At 59.8% G+C, this 18,527-nt stretch carries 17 protein-coding genes; 8 read left to right on the plus strand and 9 right to left on the minus strand.

What is annotated here, in order from left to right; translation table 11 throughout:
* Position 1 precedes the first annotated feature (1 nt).
* The 8 genes from GUC22_RS15350 to GUC22_RS15385 all read right to left on the minus strand — a co-directional run bounded on the left by GUC22_RS15350 (position 2) and on the right by GUC22_RS15385 (position 9,658).
* On the minus strand, positions 2 to 2,044 hold the full coding sequence (locus GUC22_RS15350; protein ID WP_160183613.1) for a DUF2207 domain-containing protein: 2,043 nt from the start codon (positions 2,042 to 2,044) through the stop codon (positions 2 to 4).
* A gap of 4 nt (positions 2,045 to 2,048) precedes the next feature.
* Positions 2,049 to 2,591: a LemA family protein gene (locus tag GUC22_RS15355; RefSeq protein WP_004138218.1), complete on the minus strand. Its 543-nt coding sequence runs from the start codon at positions 2,589 to 2,591 to the stop codon at positions 2,049 to 2,051.
* A 208-nt stretch (positions 2,592 to 2,799) separates the two neighbouring features.
* The gene (gene spy / locus GUC22_RS15360) at positions 2,800 to 3,282 is read right to left on the minus strand and encodes an ATP-independent periplasmic protein-refolding chaperone Spy (RefSeq protein WP_004138219.1); all 483 of its coding nucleotides are present in this window, start codon (positions 3,280 to 3,282) and stop codon (positions 2,800 to 2,802) included.
* Positions 3,283 to 3,631: 349 nt separating this feature from the next.
* Entirely contained in the window at positions 3,632 to 4,597 is a 966-nt protein-coding gene (astE, locus tag GUC22_RS15365; RefSeq protein WP_131930792.1) for a succinylglutamate desuccinylase, read from the minus strand.
* A gap of 12 nt (positions 4,598 to 4,609) precedes the next feature.
* Positions 4,610 to 5,935: an N-succinylarginine dihydrolase gene (astB, locus tag GUC22_RS15370; protein WP_049090001.1), complete on the minus strand. Its 1,326-nt coding sequence runs from the start codon at positions 5,933 to 5,935 to the stop codon at positions 4,610 to 4,612.
* Positions 5,932 to 7,410, minus strand: a complete 1,479-nt coding sequence (astD, locus tag GUC22_RS15375; RefSeq protein WP_049131825.1) for a succinylglutamate-semialdehyde dehydrogenase — start codon at positions 7,408 to 7,410, stop codon at positions 5,932 to 5,934. The genes astB and astD overlap by 4 nt, the downstream gene beginning before the upstream one ends.
* Complete coding sequence (gene astA, locus GUC22_RS15380; RefSeq protein ID WP_024359447.1) at positions 7,407 to 8,441, minus strand: arginine N-succinyltransferase; 1,035 nt, start codon at positions 8,439 to 8,441, stop codon at positions 7,407 to 7,409. The genes astD and astA overlap by 4 nt, the downstream gene beginning before the upstream one ends.
* Entirely contained in the window at positions 8,438 to 9,658 is a 1,221-nt protein-coding gene (locus GUC22_RS15385; protein WP_160183614.1) for an aspartate aminotransferase family protein, read from the minus strand. The genes astA and GUC22_RS15385 overlap by 4 nt, the downstream gene beginning before the upstream one ends.
* 444 nt (positions 9,659 to 10,102) lie before the next feature.
* Between GUC22_RS15385 and xthA the strand changes: the two genes are divergently transcribed.
* From xthA to GUC22_RS15425, 8 genes are all read left to right on the plus strand, one after another.
* Complete coding sequence (gene xthA, locus GUC22_RS15390) at positions 10,103 to 10,909, plus strand: exodeoxyribonuclease III (RefSeq protein WP_024359449.1); 807 nt, start codon at positions 10,103 to 10,105, stop codon at positions 10,907 to 10,909.
* Between the two features lie 191 nt (positions 10,910 to 11,100).
* On the plus strand, positions 11,101 to 11,754 hold the full coding sequence (locus GUC22_RS15395) for a TVP38/TMEM64 family protein (protein ID WP_024359450.1): 654 nt from the start codon (positions 11,101 to 11,103) through the stop codon (positions 11,752 to 11,754).
* On the plus strand, positions 11,744 to 12,442 hold the full coding sequence (locus GUC22_RS15400; RefSeq protein WP_004138228.1) for a TVP38/TMEM64 family protein: 699 nt from the start codon (positions 11,744 to 11,746) through the stop codon (positions 12,440 to 12,442). The genes GUC22_RS15395 and GUC22_RS15400 overlap by 11 nt, the downstream gene beginning before the upstream one ends.
* Positions 12,439 to 12,990, plus strand: a complete 552-nt coding sequence (locus GUC22_RS15405) for a carboxymuconolactone decarboxylase family protein (RefSeq protein WP_049131827.1) — start codon at positions 12,439 to 12,441, stop codon at positions 12,988 to 12,990. The genes GUC22_RS15400 and GUC22_RS15405 overlap by 4 nt, the downstream gene beginning before the upstream one ends.
* Positions 12,991 to 12,999: 9 nt before the next feature.
* Positions 13,000 to 14,160: an ABC transporter substrate-binding protein gene (locus GUC22_RS15410; RefSeq protein WP_160183615.1), complete on the plus strand. Its 1,161-nt coding sequence runs from the start codon at positions 13,000 to 13,002 to the stop codon at positions 14,158 to 14,160.
* Positions 14,133 to 15,668: an ABC transporter permease subunit gene (locus GUC22_RS15415; protein ID WP_024359453.1), complete on the plus strand. Its 1,536-nt coding sequence runs from the start codon at positions 14,133 to 14,135 to the stop codon at positions 15,666 to 15,668. The genes GUC22_RS15410 and GUC22_RS15415 overlap by 28 nt, the downstream gene beginning before the upstream one ends.
* Positions 15,668 to 16,300 carry an ATP-binding cassette domain-containing protein gene (locus GUC22_RS15420; RefSeq protein ID WP_049087347.1) on the plus strand — a complete coding sequence of 211 codons (633 nt, stop codon included), beginning with the start codon at positions 15,668 to 15,670 and terminating at the stop codon, positions 16,298 to 16,300. Before GUC22_RS15415 ends, GUC22_RS15420 begins: the two co-directional genes overlap by 1 nt.
* Before the next feature lie 78 nt (positions 16,301 to 16,378).
* Entirely contained in the window at positions 16,379 to 17,686 is a 1,308-nt protein-coding gene (locus GUC22_RS15425) for a sulfurtransferase (protein ID WP_160183616.1), read from the plus strand.
* Positions 17,687 to 17,829: 143 nt separating this feature from the next.
* Here the strand turns inward: GUC22_RS15425 and GUC22_RS15430 are convergent, their stop codons facing one another.
* Positions 17,830 to 18,447, minus strand: a complete 618-nt coding sequence (locus GUC22_RS15430; protein WP_160183617.1) for a CDP-alcohol phosphatidyltransferase family protein — start codon at positions 18,445 to 18,447, stop codon at positions 17,830 to 17,832.
* Positions 18,448 to 18,527 lie beyond the last annotated feature (80 nt).

The following is an 18,527-nucleotide window of genomic DNA, read 5'->3' on the forward strand; positions in this document are numbered from 1 at the left end:
ATTACCAGCCGCCCCCGCCGCCCCCGCCCGAGCCGCCTCCGGATGAACCACCTCCAGAGGAACCGGATCCGCTATAACCTGAACCTGATGATGAACCGCTCCCTGAACCGCTATCCGGCGTTGACATAGAGGCGGTTCGGCAGGCTTCGCTGAAGTGTTCGACGCTTCCCCAGTCGGCGGCGGCAAACGCATGCGACATGGCGCCTGTACTACTCAGGTAGTGGGCAAAGGTATTTGCCCATGTTTTCCCTACGTCCAGCGCCAGGGCAACCGGCAGCAGCGCTTCAAAATGGGAAATCATCTGCTCAGGCGGATAGATAATCTGATAACGATGCTTTTCGGCGGTGCCCAGATAGAGCATCAATCCTTTCGCGATAGCCAGTTCATCAAGCCCGTGCTGCGTATAGCGAGGCGTTTTCAAGGCAACGAAAACGCACAGCGCGAACGCAGCCATAAGCGCGCCAATGTATCCTGACGGAAGCTGGGTGATGGGCAGTATACCAAAGAGAAAAATCCCGCCACCCAGCGTCGCGAAGGGGCCGAAGAACGCCAATAAAAAGAGCGGTACCGGCCCCCAGGCACGCCACATTTCCCGCGGGCGGCATATAAAGCGCAGCAAACAGGTGAGCATCGCTCCGCCAATCAGCATAAAAACCGCGGCCGGTATCGTCAGCAGCGCGGCCTGCGTATTAACCCAAATGCCGCAGACCACCGGCACCAGCAGTGCGATATAGATGCAGCGCCGCAGCGGCTGCCCCCACTTGCGAAACACCTTAGTCCGCTGCGCCACACAACGTTTCTCCAGCTGTTCACGCGCGTTTTGCATGGGGCGTTGATGGGCCTTGCTGAGATCGATATTCTTTTGTTTATCTTTAAAAAGCGTGCTTAACAGCTTCAGGTCATCACTGTTTAATCGCCTGTTTCCCTCAACGGGCAAACGGGTTAACCGCTGTTTTACGCCGGAGTCAGCAAGCCACGGGTTATGAGTGTGATGACTGTCCCCGCTGACCGCCATTCCGCGTTTAGCCACCAGCGCTAATAAATCGCTACTAAAAGCCACATCATCATATTTACGCCGGGTGATAAAACGCAGGTATCCCGGAGACATGCCGGGGGGCAGCGAATAAAGCGCAACGACCGGCGGCATTTTTAGCCCGGCTTTGGTTACGTTTTTTCGCCACCACATCAGGTAATAAGCGGCCATAAGCAGCAAGGGTAGCCAGACCACGCCGGTTTTTAAGGTGGGGATAAGGAGATGCACCAGCGGCAAAGCGGCCTCCGGCGCCGGAGCGTCGGCAAGGATCGACCGAGGCCAGGTATAGACCACGGTCAGTCCCTCCCCCCGCGCCAGAGGCCGCAGGGTGCGGACGCTACCGTCAGGAAGAACTTGCGCATTGTGTTCTTTCGCCCCTGCGACACCGGTATAAACATCAAGCGATCGCAGTCTGGCGTCCTTAGCGTCAGCGTTGAGATTTCCAACGGCGTCCGGGAGTTCAAGATGAAAGCTGGCCTTGCTGATAGGCCACGCCCAGTCGTTGCCCGTCACGTTCCAGTAAAGCTCATCCCACTCGGGGAAGCGGCTGAAATGGTTGCTGATTTGATAGCGAATTTCGTAGTTATAGATCCCGGGTTTCAGGACCCGTTCGCCGCTGCCAATGCGTACCGTCAGTTTTTTTTCTGCTTCGTCAAGGCTAAAAGGCTCAGGCACGCCATCGCGCGACACCGACTCGATCGCGTAATACACGCGAAAGATCTTGCCGTCCTGACGGTTCCAGATCAGCGGCAGCGTACGGAAAATCCCCCGCCGAATCTGCCTGCCCAGAGAAAGTACTTTGATATTTTCTCGCATCTCCATACTACCGTCCGGGTTAAAGCGCGCCCGGGCATCGAAAGAGAGGATATGTTCATACGCTGGAATAGCGTCAGCGGGAAGCTGGGAGGCATCCTTGATGATGATCATGTCGTCGGCGGCAAAAGCCGCACTGATGTTCAAAAGCAGCAGCAGGACGAGGGTGCGCCCCCCCTGAAAAAGTAAATTCGCCATTTAATCACGCCATCCGTGGTGATTTAGCTTCTTCCGGTGAGTCCAGTTCAAAGAAGGCTTCTGCTTTAAAATTAAATAACCGCGCCAGCAGCAGGCTAGGGAAAGACTCGACCAGAATATTGAAATCGCGCACCGTGCCGTTGAAGTAGCGGCGAGCCATCTGCAGCTGCTCTTCTATTTCATTGAGCGATTGTTGTAAGGCAAGGTAGTTTTCGCTGGCTTTAAGTTCCGGGTACGCTTCGCCAAGCGCGAAAACGCGCCCTAGCGTGCCAGAGTACTGGCGCTCGTTGTCGGCGATCTGTCGGGTACTGCCGACCAGTTCGCCACGCTGGCGGGAAATCTCTTCCAGCAGTTCTTTTTCATGCTGCGCGTAGCGTTTCACCAGGCTCAGCAGATTCGGCGCCAGGTCGTGGCGACGCTTAAGCTGTACGGCAATGCCGCTCCAGGCTTCGTCTTTGAAACGTCGCAGGGAGATAAAGCGGTTATAGGTCATTACGACCCAGATGAGGACGACAACGAGGACGGCGAGGCCGATATACATTTCCATATGCAAGATCCATGAGCAGAATAGGCTTTACACCAGGACACTTGAGTCCGTGGCGATCGTTAAGGCATTCATACTGGCACATTCGCCCCTGCCGGGTAAATCAGGTTTCACGATGGATTTTTAGCAGACAAAGAAAAAACCGCCGGCCCTGCCCAAAGCCTGTTGGCGTTATTGGGCAAGACCGGCGGTCTTAAGTCAGCGCGCTGAGTTATTCAGCTGGTGCAGGCATTTTACCTTCCGGCGCTTTACGATCTGTCAGATGCTTCTCAAAATTCGCATTGAACTGTTTTTTCTGTTCCGGCGTCAGGATGTTGTAAATCTTGTTCTGGGTTTCCAGACGCGCCAGCGCCATCTCTTTATGCTGGGCCTCCATCTTATCAATCTGCGCTTCCGCTTTCGCCTTATCGAAGGTATCGCTGGCTACCAGTTCATGCATCGCGCGGCGCTCATCCAGGGATGGACGTTTCATATTGTCGCGCTGGCTCTTCATGATGTCGCGGATTTGCGTTTTCTGCGCCTCGGTCAGGTTCAGACCTTTAAACATCATTTCGTGTGGGCCGCCAGGTCCGCGCTTATGATGCATCATCGGAGCGTTATCGGTTGGGGTAGCCGTAGCATCAGCCGCGTGGGCCAGGTTAGCCGCGCCCAGAGCCAGAGTAGAGGCAACAAACAGTGCTGTAATCTTCTTCATCGTTCAATCCTTACTTTGCGTTATTCTTACGGCGCGTTGCCGTGTTGACGAGATTAACTTTACGACGTTTATCGTCAATTAATCAGAGCAAGCGTAAAACATTGAAAGTGTAAAAAACAATTTCTCGCCAATTATGGAGAAAATAAGGAAAATGAGAAGATAAATGCAAGGAAAAATAAATAAGCAACTGTTTTAGCGGGAAATTATGAAGATTATAAATCAGCAGAGATTAAAAACAAAGCATTTAACCAGGAATAATCTGCAATCAAAGAACAGAGCACGAAAAAATAAGATGGCAGCGGAAAAATAAACGCCGAAATAAACGCCGCCGCCCGGACGGGCGACGGATTCACTGGAAGCGCTGCAGCATCAGCCCGGCGCGCTGGCCGAAAGCGACGCTGGGATTGGGAAACAAAACGTACTCTTGCTCCCCTTCCACCACGTAGCGGGTGTCGCCATCCTCGGCAAGCAACGTTCCGGACGAAAACGGCGTAAAGTTCAGCGTCTGCGCCGACATATGCAGCTGGAACCTGTCGCTGCTGCGGGTGATTTGCTGTACCACCCTGTAGCGCAGCGGCGTGTGCTCATCCTCCAGCGTCAACTCCCCCGCCAGCAGCAGCGACAGCGCGCGTTGGGTGGCCGCAAACAGGCGCAGATCGTTATCGCCAAAAGGTAGCGCCTTGCCGAGCTCCAGCGTGCAGGAGAGCGCGCCGAAACGTTCGCTGCTGAAATGGGTAAAGGTCCCGCCAGGCTGCTGATGAAACACCAGCGCTTCCAGCCCTGCCGCCCCCAGCCAACGCAAAAAACCTTCATCCCATGGTTTTTCTCTCGCCGGAAGAACACCAAAGCGGGTATGCAGCGAACCGCGTATGGCGGTATGTAAATCCAGGTGCCAGCGCTCGCCAGCCGTCGCGGCATAAAACCGCGCCAGGGCATGCTCCAGCTGCCGGGCGCGAACGGTTTCATCGCTGGCGCTAAAGGCCCGCCAGCGCTCGCCAAACATCCGGTTGATATCGCTATGCAGATAACGCTTGTTGGCCCTTAACGCCTGAGGGTTACCGAAGATAACCAGCAGCCGCCAGCGGAGCGGCGTTTCCCCACGAAACAGCTGACGCAGCAGGAGATCGGTGATTTCGACCGGCGCGGTTTCATTGCCGTGAAGCCCGGATGACAAAACCAGCGACCGATCGCAGGGCTCATGGGGAACGAGCTGCAGAATGCCGCAGTCAATCCAGTGCCAGCGGAACTGCGCGTTTTGGCCATGAAAATGGTGGGGCAAACGCCCCGCCAGAGTGAGTGCCAGAAAGTCGTCCACGACGCCTCCTTATTATTGCTGGAACGGATACACTGAGCCCAGGCGCAAGATCTGCGTTAAACGGTCGAGCGCTTCGCGGCCTTCGCGCAGCAGCTGCGGATCCGCGAGATCGGCCTGGGTCAGACGATCGCGGTAGTAGCGGTCCACCCAGTCATTCAGGGTGGCGAACAGCGCATCGTTCATCATTACCGCCGGGTTCACCGCCCGTCGCTCATTTTCATTCAGCACCACCCGCAGACGCAGGCAGGCCGGTCCGCCACCGTTGGCCATGCTTTCGCGCAGATCGTAAACCTGCAGCTCATCGATCGGGTTATCGCCTTCCACCAGCCGGTTCAGGTAGCGCCAGACGCCCGGATGCTCCTGCGCCTCCAGCGGCAGAATCAGCCGCATCCCGCCCTCCCGTTTGCTCAACAGCTGACTGTTGAACAGATAGGTCGCCACCGCGTCTTCTACCGAAACCTGGCTTGCCGGTACGACGAGCGGCGTAAATCCGGGAACCTGCTGCGCCAGCTGCTGCAGGAGCTGCGGCTGGTCAACAAACGCCTGCTCGTGACAAAACAGCACCTGCTGATTACTTACCGCAATGACATCGTTATGAAACACGCCTTTATCAATCACCGCCGGGTTTTGACGGGCGAAAATCACCTGCCGGGGATTGACCTGATTTAGCCGGGCGACCGCCTGGCTGGCCTCCAGCGTCTGCCGCGCCGGGTAGCGCTGCGGGTTATCCTCGCCTCCCTGCTGGCGACCGTAAATAAACAGCTGCACGCCAGGGGCGCCGTAGTCGCCGCCGAGACGGTTATGGTTTGCCGCCCCTTCGTCGCCGAACAGCGATACCTGGGGCAGCGCGCCGTGGACGGCAAACCGCTGCGCATCGGGGAAAATCGCCTTCAGCAGCGCTTCAGTGGTCGGCGCTTCGCTGGCGCGGTGGAATTTATCGTTCAGGTTGGCGACGGTCAGATGCACCCGGCCGTCCAGCGAATCCGCCGATGGCGAGACCGTAGCGGCGTTGGCCACCCACATTGATGAGGCTGAACTGGCCGCCGAGAGGAGCTCCGGCGCCTGGCGCGCCGCCTTTTCCAGTACCTGCTCATCGCTGCCGTCAAAACCAATCTGGCGCAACAGCGGAATGTTTGGCCGCTCCTGCGGCGGGATCAGCGCCTGCGGATAGCCCGCATCCGCCAGGGCTTTCATTTTCTTCAGCCCCTGCTTTGCCGCCAGCTGCGGGTTCGACACCCGATAGCGGTGTTTTGTCGAGGCTTCGTTGCCGAAGGATAATCCCGCATAGTGGTGGGTCAGGCCCGGCAGCCCGTCAAAGTTCACTTCCCAGGCTTTCATTGGGATGTCTCCTGACGAAAATTCAGCCCCGGGCTGAGGGTAGCCGGTAGCGACAGCTCCGGCGATTCCAGGCTGGCCATCGGCCAGGCGCAATAGTCCGCGGCGTACCAGGCCCCCGGGCGATGGTTGCCGGAAGCGCCGGTACCGCCGAACGGCGCGGTGCTGGCGGCGCCGGTCAACGGTTTATTCCAGTTAACGATACCGGCCCGCGCCTCCAGCAGCAGCTGGTCGAACTTATCGCGTTCGGCGGAGATCAGCCCGCAGGACAGCCCGAAACGGGTCGCGTTAGCGAGGGCAATCGCCTCATCGAAATGGTCATAGCGCCAGACGCAGAGCAGCGGGCCGAAGACCTCTTCGTCAGCCACCTGCGCCACCGCGCTCATCTCGATAATGCCCGGCGTCAGCAGCGAGGTTCCGGCCTGCAGCAGGCGCGGCTCCAGCAGCGTTTTGCCGCCGCTGGCCACGTGGGCCAGCCAGGCCTGATGCACCTTTTGCGCGGCCTGCGCTGAAATTAACCCACCGATGAACGGCTGAGGCTCAGCGTCCCACGCCGCGGGAATCAGCGTTTGTGACACCGTCACAAGACGTTGAAGAAAGGCATCGCCCGCCTCGCCCCGTTTTACCAGCAGCCGGCGCGCGCAGGTACAGCGCTGTCCGGCGGTAATAAAGGCCGACTGAATTGTCAGATGCACGGCGGCATCAATATCCTGAGGATCATCAACGATCAGCGGGTTGTTGCCGCCCATCTCGAGGGCGAGAATTTTTTCCGGCTGCCCGGCAAGCTGACGATGTAGCTGAAAACCGGTGGCAGAGCTGCCGGTAAACAGCAGGCCGTCGATATCCGCCTGGCCGCTCAGCGCCTCGCCGGTTTCCCGCCCGCCCTGGAGCAGGTTAAGCACGCCCGGCGGCAGGCCGGCTTCAGCCCATAGCTTCACTACCGCCTCGCCGCTTTGCGGCGTCAGCTCGCTGGGTTTGAATACCACGGTATTCCCCGCCAGCAGCGCCGGAACGATATGACCGTTAGGCAGGTGCCCGGGAAAATTGTAGGGACCGAATACCGCCAGCACGCCGTGCGGCCGGTGGCGTAGCGTCGCCTCACCGTCCGCCATCGCGGTCTGCGCTTCTCCGGTACGACTATGGTAAGCGTTCACCGAAATGGCGATTTTATTGATCATCGCGGTAATTTCCGTTGCCGCTTCCCAGCGCGGTTTGCCGGTCTCCCGGGCGATAACCGCGGTTAATTCGCTTTTGTTCGCTTCCAGTAAAGAAGCAAACTTTTCCGCGATCGCTTTCCGGGCGGCAAACGGCTGACGCGCCCAGGCGGGAAACGCCGCGCGCGCCGCGCTGACCGCCAGCGCAACCTGATCGGCATCGGCATCGTTGCCCTGCCACAGCAGCGTCTGGCTTACCGGGTTATGTTTACTACGGGCCGGTCCGCGACCGCTTTGCCAGTCGCCGTTAATCCATAAACTCATGATTTTTTCTCCTCGGGGCACAGGCGCACCAGGCGGATTTGGTCGCCGGGGTGGCATTTCAGGGCATCCAGCTCGCGCGCGCTTAGCACCAGGCGGTCGCTCTCCGGGTCGGCGTGAACGAGCATGGCGCGAAACTGCTGGTACTGCTCATTGGCAACCAGGCACGCCGGCCACTCGCCCTGGACGGGCTGGCCTTCGGCGACGGTGACCAGCCGGCTTTTGCGAATAGCCCGCACCCGGTCAATTTCGCACTCCAGCGTCGGGCCGCCGTCAAAAATATCGACGTAGTTGAGATAGCGGAACCCCTCTTTCTCCAGCACCGCGCGGGCCGGGGCGGTTTGCGGATGGACCTCGCCAATGACCGCTCGCGCCTCGTCGCTTAAAAAGTCGATATACAGCGGATGCTTCGGCATCAGGGCGGCGATAAACGCTTTTTGCCCGGTACCGCACAGATAGTCGGCGCGGGAGAACTCCATCGCGAAAAAGCGTTTCCCGAGACTCTCCCAGAACGGCGAGTAGCCGTGTTCGTCGATGACGCCGCGCATTTCTGCCACCACCTTTTCGTTGAAACGTTCGCGAAAGGCGGCCATAAACAGAAAGCGCGACTTCGACAGCAGATAGCCGTTGCCCTCTTTACGCCATTTCGGATCGAGGAACAGCGTGCATAGCTCGCTGCTGCCGGTATGATCGTTACTCAGGAACAGCGTCGGCAGGGCGTTGTAGACGTTAAGCTCTTTCGACGCGTGTACCTGGGTACCGACGCGATAGTTGTACCAGGGGTCGTTAAGCCCCACGGCCACCTCAATGGCGCAAATTCCCGCCACCGCGCCGCTGGCGCAGTCTTCAAGCACGAACACATACCCCTGCTCGCTTTTCGGCAGCTCGCCGCGCCAGGTCATCTGCGAACGTTCAATGCGCGCGGCCAGCGTGGCTTCATCGGCCGGCAGCGACGTCAGGCCGCCGCCGGTCTCGCCCGCCAGGGTCAGTAGCCCCGGCAGATCGCCTTTTTCTACCGGACGGATCACCATCATGATGAGACCCCCGCGAGAAAGCGTTTGCAGGCCAGCTCGAAGCGATCCAGCCCGCTGTTGACCTCGTCTTCGCTGATAATCAGCGCCGGAGCGAAGCGCACCACGTTGGCGCCGGCAATCAAAATCATCAGTCCCTCTTCCGCCGCCTGATTGCTGATAGCCTTAGCCTTGCCAGCATATTCATCCTTCAGCACGCAGCCAATGAGCAGCCCCAGGCCGCGGATCTCTTTAAACAGGCCGTACCGGGCGTTGATCGCGTTGAGCCGTTCGCAGAACCACTGATGGCGCTGCTTAACGCCGTTGAGAACCTCGCGGGTGTTGATGGTGGCAAACACTTCCCCCGCCACCGCGCAGGCCAGCGGGTTACCGCCGTAGGTGGTGCCGTGGGTACCGACGGTCATCACGCTGGCGCAGCGCTCGCTTGCCAGCAGCGCGCCGATCGGGAAACCGCCGCCCAGCGCTTTGGCGGTGGAAAGCAGGTCTGGCGTCACGCCGTAGTGCATATAGGCGTACAGCTCGCCGGTACGGCCGACGCCGGTCTGGACTTCGTCGAAAATCAGCAGCGCGTTGTGCGCATCGCACATTTCGCGCAGGCCGCGCAGGAAGTCCGCATCCGCAGGCACCACGCCGCCTTCACCCTGCATCGGTTCCACGATCACCGCGCAGGTATTGTCGTCGATCAGCGCCTTTGCCGAGTCGAGATCGTTAAAGATAGCATGCTGAATCTGCGGCGGCAGCGGCGCAAAATCCTGCGAATAGGCCGGCTGGCCGCCCGCGGAAACGGTAAACAGCGTGCGGCCGTGGAAGGCATTCTTGAACGCCACGATGCCGCTTTTCTCACTGCCGAAACGATCGTGGGCATATTTGCGCGCCAGTTTTAACGCCGCTTCGTTGGCTTCCGCTCCCGAGTTACAGAAAAAGACCCGGTCAGCGAAAGTGGCGTCAATCAGTTGCTTCGCCAGACGCAGTACCGGTTCGTTGGTGTAGCCGTTGCCGGTATGCCAAAATTTCCCCGCCTGTTCGGTCAGCGCCTTAACCAGCCGCGGGTGCGCATGGCCGAGGGCGTTCACCGCTATGCCCCCCGCAAAGTCGATATACTCTTTTCCCTGCTGATCCCACAGGCGTGAACCCTCGCCGCGTACCGGAATAAAAGCCGCTGGCGCGTATACAGGCATCATCCATTCATCAAAGTTGCTACGCGTAATTGACTGAGACATATCGACCTCTTCCGGTAAATAAAAAGTTTAAATAATGTTAATGAATATGGTTATTACGCTGTAAATGTAGATTGCACGGTTCGTGCCAGCCAGAGGTAAAAATGCATAAATCGAGGTCGATAACGAAATATCAATAAGTTACGAAAGGCCACTATTCACATAAAATGCATAGAAAGTGAATAAAAACGCTAAAAGCGGCTTTGACAGTCGAATAAAAAGAAAGGTTATGCAGAGGTAAGATATAATTCTGTAATTGTGATCCTTGACGAAATTTATCGGCAATAAGCGCCCTTTTTTGGCGCAGCGCGTTGCATAATGGTGCACAGTTTGTGCAAACAGGCTACCAACCGCTGCAATCGGCAGAATAAACCGCCTTACCGCAGCCAGCCCGGCGAATTTCTGCTACCATCCCTGCACTATTCACCTTGCACAGTGGCAGCGACTATGAAATTTGTCTCTTTTAATATCAACGGCCTGCGTGCCCGCCCGCATCAGCTGGCCGCCATCATCGATAAACACCAGCCCGACGTCATCGGCCTACAGGAAACCAAAGTCCACGACGACATGTTTCCCCTCGAAGAGGTGGCGAAGCTGGGCTATAACGTCTTTTATCACGGGCAGAAAGGCCACTACGGTGTCGCGCTGCTGACCAAAGAGACGCCGATCGCCGTGCGTCGCGGTTTCCCGAACGATGGGGAAGAGGCCCAGCGCCGCATCATTATGGCGGAAATCCCTTCTCCGTTTGGCAACCTGACGGTGATTAACGGCTATTTCCCGCAGGGCGAAAGCCGCGATCATGAAACCAAATTCCCGGCGAAGGCGGCGTTTTACCAGAACCTGCAAAACTACCTCGAGACCGAACTGAATAAAGAGAATCCGGTGCTGATCATGGGCGACATGAATATCAGCCCCACCGACCTTGATATCGGCATCGGCGAAGAGAACCGCAAGCGCTGGCTGCGTACCGGCAAATGCTCATTCCTGCCGGAAGAGCGCGAATGGATGGAGCGCCTGCTGGGCTGGGGCCTGGTGGATACTTACCGCCATGCGAACCCGCAGGATAACGAGCATTTCTCGTGGTTCGATTATCGTTCTAAGGGCTTTGACGATAACCGCGGGCTGCGCATCGACCTGCTGCTGGCAAGCACCCCGCTGGCGCAGCGCTGCGTCGAAACCGGCATCGACTACGAAATTCGTGGAATGGAAAAACCCTCCGACCACGCGCCGGTATGGGCGAGCTTTAAGGCCTAAACCGCCCCGCCATCAGGCTCTCTGGCCCGCAGAGCCTGAGCCATATCAAAAAAGCCGCCGTCAGAGATTGTGAACGGCGGCAAACTATTATACTGTCGCGCGCACTTTTGACCGCCGCGCAATACAGGAGAACCCAATGCAAAAGAAGCCGTCATAAAGCAGAGTATAAGCTGCTTTTTGTTGTCGTCGTATTGAGCATTGTCGCCTGTATTATTCAGCAGTCGGGTTTTGCCGAGCTGGTTACCCATTTTGATCGTCTGCGCGAGGCCATCCGCCAGAGCGGCACCTTCGGCTATACGCTCTATATTCTGCTGTTTATTGTCGCCACCCTGTTTTTAATACCGGGCTCTATTTTGGTGATTGCCGGCGGCGTCATTTTTGGTCCGCTCGCGGGGACCTTGCTGTCGCTGCTGGCGGCGACGTTCGCCTCTTCCCTGTCGTTTCTGTTCGCCCGCTGGCTGGGCCGCGAGCTGCTGATCAAATACGTCGGGCAGACGGCGATATTTCAGACTATTGAACACGGTATCGCCCGTAGCGGCAGCGATTTTTTAATTCTGACCCGGCTCATCCCGCTGTTTCCCTATAATATCCAGAATTACGCCTATGGCCTGACAGCGATTCCGTTCTGGACGTTTACCTTTATTTCCGCCCTCACCACCTTACCCGGCATATTTATTTACACGCTGCTGGCCAGTGAGCTTATTCGCGACGGGATCACCTCTCTGTTTATGCTCAAGCTGACGCTCGCGGGGCTGGCCTTATTTGCCCTGATTCAGGCGGCGAAAAGATATGCCCGCTATCGGCGGATCGCGACGCCACGGTTACTGTCTAACGATGAAAAATAGCCACGCGCGCTCGCGGATAGCCATTGGCATTACGCTGCTTGCGCTTTTGCTGGCATGGTGGCTGATACCCGGCGTACATGGGTTTATGCAGCGCAGCCTCGCGGCCTTCGCTACGCTCGATCAGCAGGCTGTTGAGCGTTTCATCGATTCCTGGGGCCCGCAGGCGGCGCTGGTCTCCTTCGCGCTGATGATTCTGCAGGCGATTATCGCCCCGCTTCCCGCCTTTTTGATCACCTTTGCCAACGCCTCCCTGTTCGGGGCTTTCTGGGGCGGCGCGCTGTCGTGGGTAAGCGCCATGGCCGGGGCGGCGCTGTGCTTTTTTATCGCCAGAGCGCTCGGCCGAGACGCGGTGGAAAAACTCACCGGCAAAAGCGTATTGCAGAGTATGGATGGCTTTTTTACCCGCTACGGCAAACACACCCTATTAATCTGCCGCCTGCTGCCCTTCGTGCCATTCGATCCGGTGAGCTACGCCGCCGGACTGACGTCAATGCGCTTTCGCCACTTTATGCTGGCCACCGGCCTCGGCCAGCTGCCGGCGACGATAGTCTATTCGTGGACCGGCAGCCTGCTGACCGGCGGCACCTTCTGGCTGGTCACCGGTTTATCGATCCTGTTTGCGCTGGCCATTGTGGTGGCGGTCGCGAAAGCGCTCTATCTTGAACAACAAAAGAGGCGTTCACGATGAGTTTACCCCCTCTGAAGTCCATTCCGCTGATTCTTCGCCCGCAGGCCTGGCTGCATCGCCGCCACTACGGCGAGGTGCTCAGCCCTATCCGCTGGTGGGGGCGTATTCCGCTGGTGTTTTACCTGGTGTCGATGTTCGTCGGCTATCTGGAGCGCAAGCGTTCGCCCCTCGATCCGGTGCTGCGCTCGCTGGTCAGCGCCCGCGTCGCGCAGCTGTGCTTATGCGAGTTTTGCATTGATATCACCAATATGAAGCTGGCGAAACGCAGCGGCGGCAGCGATAAGCTACTGGCGGTCGCCGAATGGCGGGACAGCGCGTTATTCAGCGAACGCGAGCGGCTGGCGCTGGAGTATGCCGAAGCGGCCAGCATGACGCCGCCGATGGTCGACGACGCGCTGCGCGACAGGCTGGCAGGTCAGTTTGACGCCCGCGCGCTCACCGAACTCACGGCGCTGATCGGTTTACAAAACCTGTCGGCGCGCTTTAATTCAGCCATGGCGATCCCCGCCCAGGGATTGTGCCGGATCCCAACCGATTCAAAACCATAAGGAGCGGTTATGCGCAGTATGTTGGTCTTCGCTTTACTGCTGCTCTCCCCGCTGGCCGCCAGCGCGGGATGGCAATCCACGCAACAAGAAGCCCGCGACCAGACGGTGTGGTTCAACGCCTGGGGCGGCGACCCGGCGGTTAACCGCTATCTCGACTGGGTCAGCGACGAGGTGAAGCGCGACTACGCTATCGACCTGCGCATCGTGCATATTGCCGATGCCGCCGATGCGGTCAAGCGTATCCAGAGCGAAGCCCGCGCCGGACGCAGTCAAGGTGGTTCCATCGACCTGCTGTGGGTGAACGGCGAAAACTTCCGCACCCTGAAAAACGCCAGGCTGCTGCAAACCCGCTGGGCGGAAACCCTGCCTAACTGGCGCTTCGTCGATACGCAAAAGCCGGTGCGCGAGGATTTCTCCCTTCCGACCGACGGCGCGGAGTCTCCGTGGGGCGGCGCGCAGCTCACCTTTATCGCCCGTCGTTCACAAACGCCCGACGCGCCGCAAAATCCGCAGGCGCTGCTGGCTTTCGCCGCCGCGCATCCCGGCAGCGTCACCTATCCGCGTCCGCCGGATTTTACCGGTACTGCGTTTATTGAACAGCTGCTGCTGACGCTGACCCCGCAGCCCGACGCCCTGCGCCAGGCGCCTGAGGAGGCCACCTTCGCCGCCGTGACCGAGCCGCTGTGGCGCTATCTTGACCAGCTTCACCCTCTGCTGTGGCGACAGGGCCGCGACTTCCCGGCTTCGCCCGCCCGCATGGATGCCATGCTGAAGAGTGGAACCCTCAGGCTTTCCATCACCTTTAATCCATTGCACGCGCAGCAAAAAGCGGCCAGCGGCGAGCTGCCGAAAGACAGCTACGGCTTCGGCTTCAGCGAGGGGATGCTCGGCAACGTCCATTTTGTGGCGATCCCGGCCAATGCCCGGGCGACGGCGGGAGCGAAAGTAGTCGCTAATTTCCTGCTCTCGCCGCAGGCCCAGCTGCACAAGGCCGACCCGACGGTATGGGGCGACCCCAGCGTGCTGGATCCGGCGAAATTAACGGAGAAGGAGCGGCAGGCCTTTAATGCCGTTGTGCCGCAGGATATACCGCCGATGCTGGGTGAACCGCACGCGGCCTGGGTTGACGCGCTGGAGCAGGAATGGCTGCGCCGCTACGGCACGCACTAAGGCTGCTGACCTGGGCCGCCGTCGCGCTGATCTATCTGCCGCTGCTGCCGTCCGCGGCGCTGATGGCGCTTCCGGCTCTTCGCCTCTCCCTCTGGCAATCGCTATTTGCCGACCCGCAGTTTGGCCAGGCGCTGGCGGCGACTCTCGTCTCAACCCTGCTGTCGGTGGGCGGCGCGCTGATCATCACGCTCACCGTCGTGGCCGCGCTCTGGCCGTCGGGCGGCTGGCGACGGCTGGCGGCCAGGCTTCCGCTGCTGCTGGCGGTGCCCCACGTGGCCTTCGCTACCGCCGCTCTGCTGCTGTTTGCCGAAAGCGGCTGGCTCTCTCGCCTTTTCCCACTCTTTTCCCCGCCGATCGACCGCTACGGCATCGGCCTGGGCCTGACTATGGCGATGAAAGAGAGCGCGTTCCTGCTGTGGGTGGTTTACGGTCTGCTGGGTGAAAAACGCCTGGCCGAACAGGCAACGGTATTAAAAAGCCTCGGCTACGGACGCTGGCAGTGCCTGACGTGGTTGGTGTTACCCACCCTGCTTCCGGCGCTGTCGGTAGTGCTGCTGGCGACTGCCGCCTGGAGCCTTTCGGCGGTCGACGTCGCGCTGGTGATCGGGCCCGGCAACCCGCCGACCCTGGCGGTGCTGGCCTGGCAATGGTTAAGCCAGGGCGATGAGCGCCAGCAGGCGAAAGGCGCCCTCGCCAGTCTGATACTGCTGCTGGCCCTCGCCATGATGGCGCTGGCGGCATGGGGAGTCTGGCGTCTCTGGCGACGACGGATCCCGCCGGTTGAGGGGATCCGTCGCCCGCAGCCGCGGGCGCTCGCCGGGAAAAGCTTCGCCCTTCTTCTGCCGCTGTGCGGGGTGGCCTGCGCCCTGCTGCTTGCCGCGGCGGCGCAGAATAGCCAGCCGGTCCACGATAGCGTCGGCAACAGCCTGTGGCTTGGGCTATGCTCAGCAGCGATCGGCGCGGTCATCTGTCTGCTATGGCTGGCGCTGGGCCCCTCCCGCTTCGGCGAATGGATCTGGCTGCCGCTGATTTTACCGGCGCTGCCGCTGGTGGACGGCCAATATCAGCTGGCGCTGTATACGTGGCTGGACGGCGAGCGGCTCACCGTTTTATGGGGGCATCTGCTGTGGGTCGTACCGTGGATGCTGTTTATTCTGCGTCCCGCGTGGCGCGCTCGCGATCCGCGCGCGGAGCTGGTCGCCCGCACCCTCGGCTGGCAACGAGGCCGCATCTTCTGGCTGGTCACCTTACCTGCCCTGACCCGTCCGCTGCTGACGGCGCTGGCGGTGGGCTTTTCGGTAAGCATCGCACAATATCTGCCGACGTTATGGCTGGGAGGCGGACGGGTTGCGACCCTGACCAGCGAAGCGGTGGCGCTGAGCAGCGGCGGCGATACCTCCACCCTCGCCGCGCAGGCGCTGTGGCAGCTGCTGTTACCGGCGCTGTTTTTTGCCGCCACCGCGCTGTTGGCCTGGCTGATCGGCCGCTATCGACAAGGATTACGCTAATGTTGATCGTCAAAAACCTCACCCTGCGCCTCAACGGAGAGCCGCTGCTGCGCAACGTCGATTTTTCCGTTGCTCCCGGCGAGGTCCTGACCCTGATGGGGCCATCCGGTAGCGGCAAATCAACGCTCTTCTCCTGGATGGTCGGTGCGCTGGAAGAGAGTTTCTGCGCCGCCGGCGAGCTGTGGCTGGATAACCAGCGCTGCGACAGTTTACCCACCGAGCGGCGGCGCATCGGCATTCTGTTGCAGGACGCGCTGCTGTTCGACCACTTCAGCGTCGGGCAAAATCTGCTGCTGGCGCTGCCCGCTGACGTCCAGCGTTCCCAGCGTAAACCCCGGGTAGAACAGGCGCTGGAGCGTGCCGGGTTAGCGGGGTTCTACAGGCGAGATCCGGCAACCCTTTCCGGCGGCCAGCGGGCGCGAGTCAGCCTGCTGCGCGCCCTGCTGGCCCGGCCGCGGGCGCTGCTGCTGGATGAGCCGTTTAATCGTCTCGACGTGGCGCTGCGCGCCGATTTTCGCCGCTGGGTGTTCAACGAACTGGCGCGGCAGGCGATCCCCGCGGTGCTGGTCACGCATGATGACCAGGATACGCCCGTCGGAGGACGCTGCTTGCATATGAGGCTCTGGCAATGAAATCCTGCGCTATCGCAAAGAATTATCCGCTAATAACGCGGAGAATTGCCGCTCAATTTTCTACTGCCGGGCATTTCGATGAAACGTGTTTCTCAACTGACCGCACTCGCCCTGCTGATGGGGCTTGCTGCCGCTGCCACCTCCGCCGCTGACGCCATGCCGACGCTAACGCTCTCCACGCTGCAACAGCACAACGGCGTCGCCATTGATACGCGTCTTAGCGCTTTCTATAACGGTTGGCCGCAAGGCGCCAACGGCCCTCAGGGCCATGAACCGCAGGCGCTCAACCTCGCCGCCGGCTGGCTTGGCGCGATGACCGACGAACAGCTGGGCGCCTGGGCTAAGCTGCACAATCTGCAGGCCTCAACGCCGATTGCGCTGTACGGCGACGCCGACGACAACGCGAAAGTCGCGGCGCGCCTTAAGGCCGCAGGTTTCACTCATCTCAGCTCGCTTGGCGATGCCCTGAGCCAGGCGGAGCGCCTGCAGAAGCTGCCGCATTTTGAGCAGCTGGTGTATCCGCAGTGGTTGCACGATCTTCAGCAAGGTAAAGCGGTGGCCGCCGCCCCTGCCGGGAAATGGAAAGTGTTTGAAGCCGCCTGGGGCGCGCCGAAGCTGTATCTGCTGAGCCATATTCCGGGCGCCGGGTATATCGATACCAACGAGGTGGAGAGCGAGCCGCTGTGGAATAAAGTCTCCGACGCGCAGCTTAAAGCGATGCTGGCAAAACACGGTATTCGCCACGATACCACGGTGATTTTGTACGGTCGCGACGTGTATGCCGCCGCCCGCGTGGCGCAGATCATGCTTTACGCCGGAGTGAAGGATGTGCGCCTGCTCGACGGCGGCTGGCAAACCTGGTCCGACGCCGGACTGCCGGTCGAGCGCGGAACGCCGCCGAAGCAAAAACCCGAGCCGGAGTTCGGCGCGGCGATCCCGGGCCAGCCGCAGCTGATGCTCAATACCGAGCAGGCTCGCGCCCTGCTGCACCGTCAGGACGCCTCGCTGGTAAGCATTCGTTCCTGGCCGGAGTTTATCGGCACCACCAGCGGCTACAGCTATATCAAGCCGATGGGGGAAATTGCCGGCGCCCGCTGGGGCCATGCCGGAAGCGACGCCACCCATATGGAAGATTTCCATAATCCGGACGGCACCATGCGCAGCGCAGATGATATCGCCACGATGTGGAAATCATGGAATATTCTGCCGAGCCAGCAGGTCGCTTTCTACTGCGGTACCGGCTGGCGCGCTTCAGAAACCTTTATGTACGCCCGGGCGATGGGCTGGAACAACGTCTCGGTCTACGACGGCGGCTGGTACGAGTGGAGCAGCAACCCGAAAAACCCGGTCTCTCGTGGCGAACGCGGCCCGGAGAGCAGCAAGTAATTCGCTAATTGGCAACATGCGCTACGTGGAAGCATCAGGCCCGGCGCGTTTCCCGGAGGCGGCGCGCGGGCTACCGCGTTCCGCAGACGGCTGTGACCCCGTAGCCCGGCTAAGCGCAGCGCGAGCCGGGAAAAACCGGCTCATCAATCTCTGACCTGCTTCAGTGTCAGGTATCCGCTCCACACCCGTGTAAAGGTCGTCAGCCAGCACAGCGCGCCAAACATCCACGCCAGCCACGCAAAGCACGCCGGGAACAGACAGCTCAGCACAAACAGCGCGATAGTTTCCGTCCCTTCCGTCAGCCCGCCAAGGTAATAAAACGATTTGTGGGCGTAGCCCGGGTTATCGATCTGATGCTTTGCCGCCAGCGCGGCAAAGGCAAGAAAGCTGCTGCCGGTGCCGATAAAAGCGAACAGCAGCCAACCGCCCGCCAGCGCGTTGTGGGCCGGATCGGCTAGAATAAAACCAAACGGCACCAGGGCGTAAAACAGAAAATCGAGCGAAATATCGAGAAAACCGCCCGCATCGGTCAATCCGCGTCGCCGGGCCAGCGCGCCGTCTAAGCCGTCCAGCAGGCGATTGAGCACAATCGCCGCCAGGGCCGCCTGATACCAGCCCAGGGCTAAAAACGGCAGCGCCAGCACGCCAGTCGCAAAGCCAAATAGCGTCAGGCCGTCGGGGGAAATAGCCGGACGATCCAGCAGGGCGGCGGCGGCGTTGAGGACAGGTTTTAGACGAGGATGCAAATGACGGTCAAGCACAAAGTCTCTCCAGCGGATTCAGGGTTGTTTGATGGGGACAAGGACGGTGATAATAGGCCATTATCCCGTACAGAACGATG

It is taken from the genome of Klebsiella sp. MPUS7, from assembly GCF_009905335.1.
Lineage (GTDB): Bacteria > Pseudomonadota > Gammaproteobacteria > Enterobacterales > Enterobacteriaceae > Klebsiella > Klebsiella grimontii.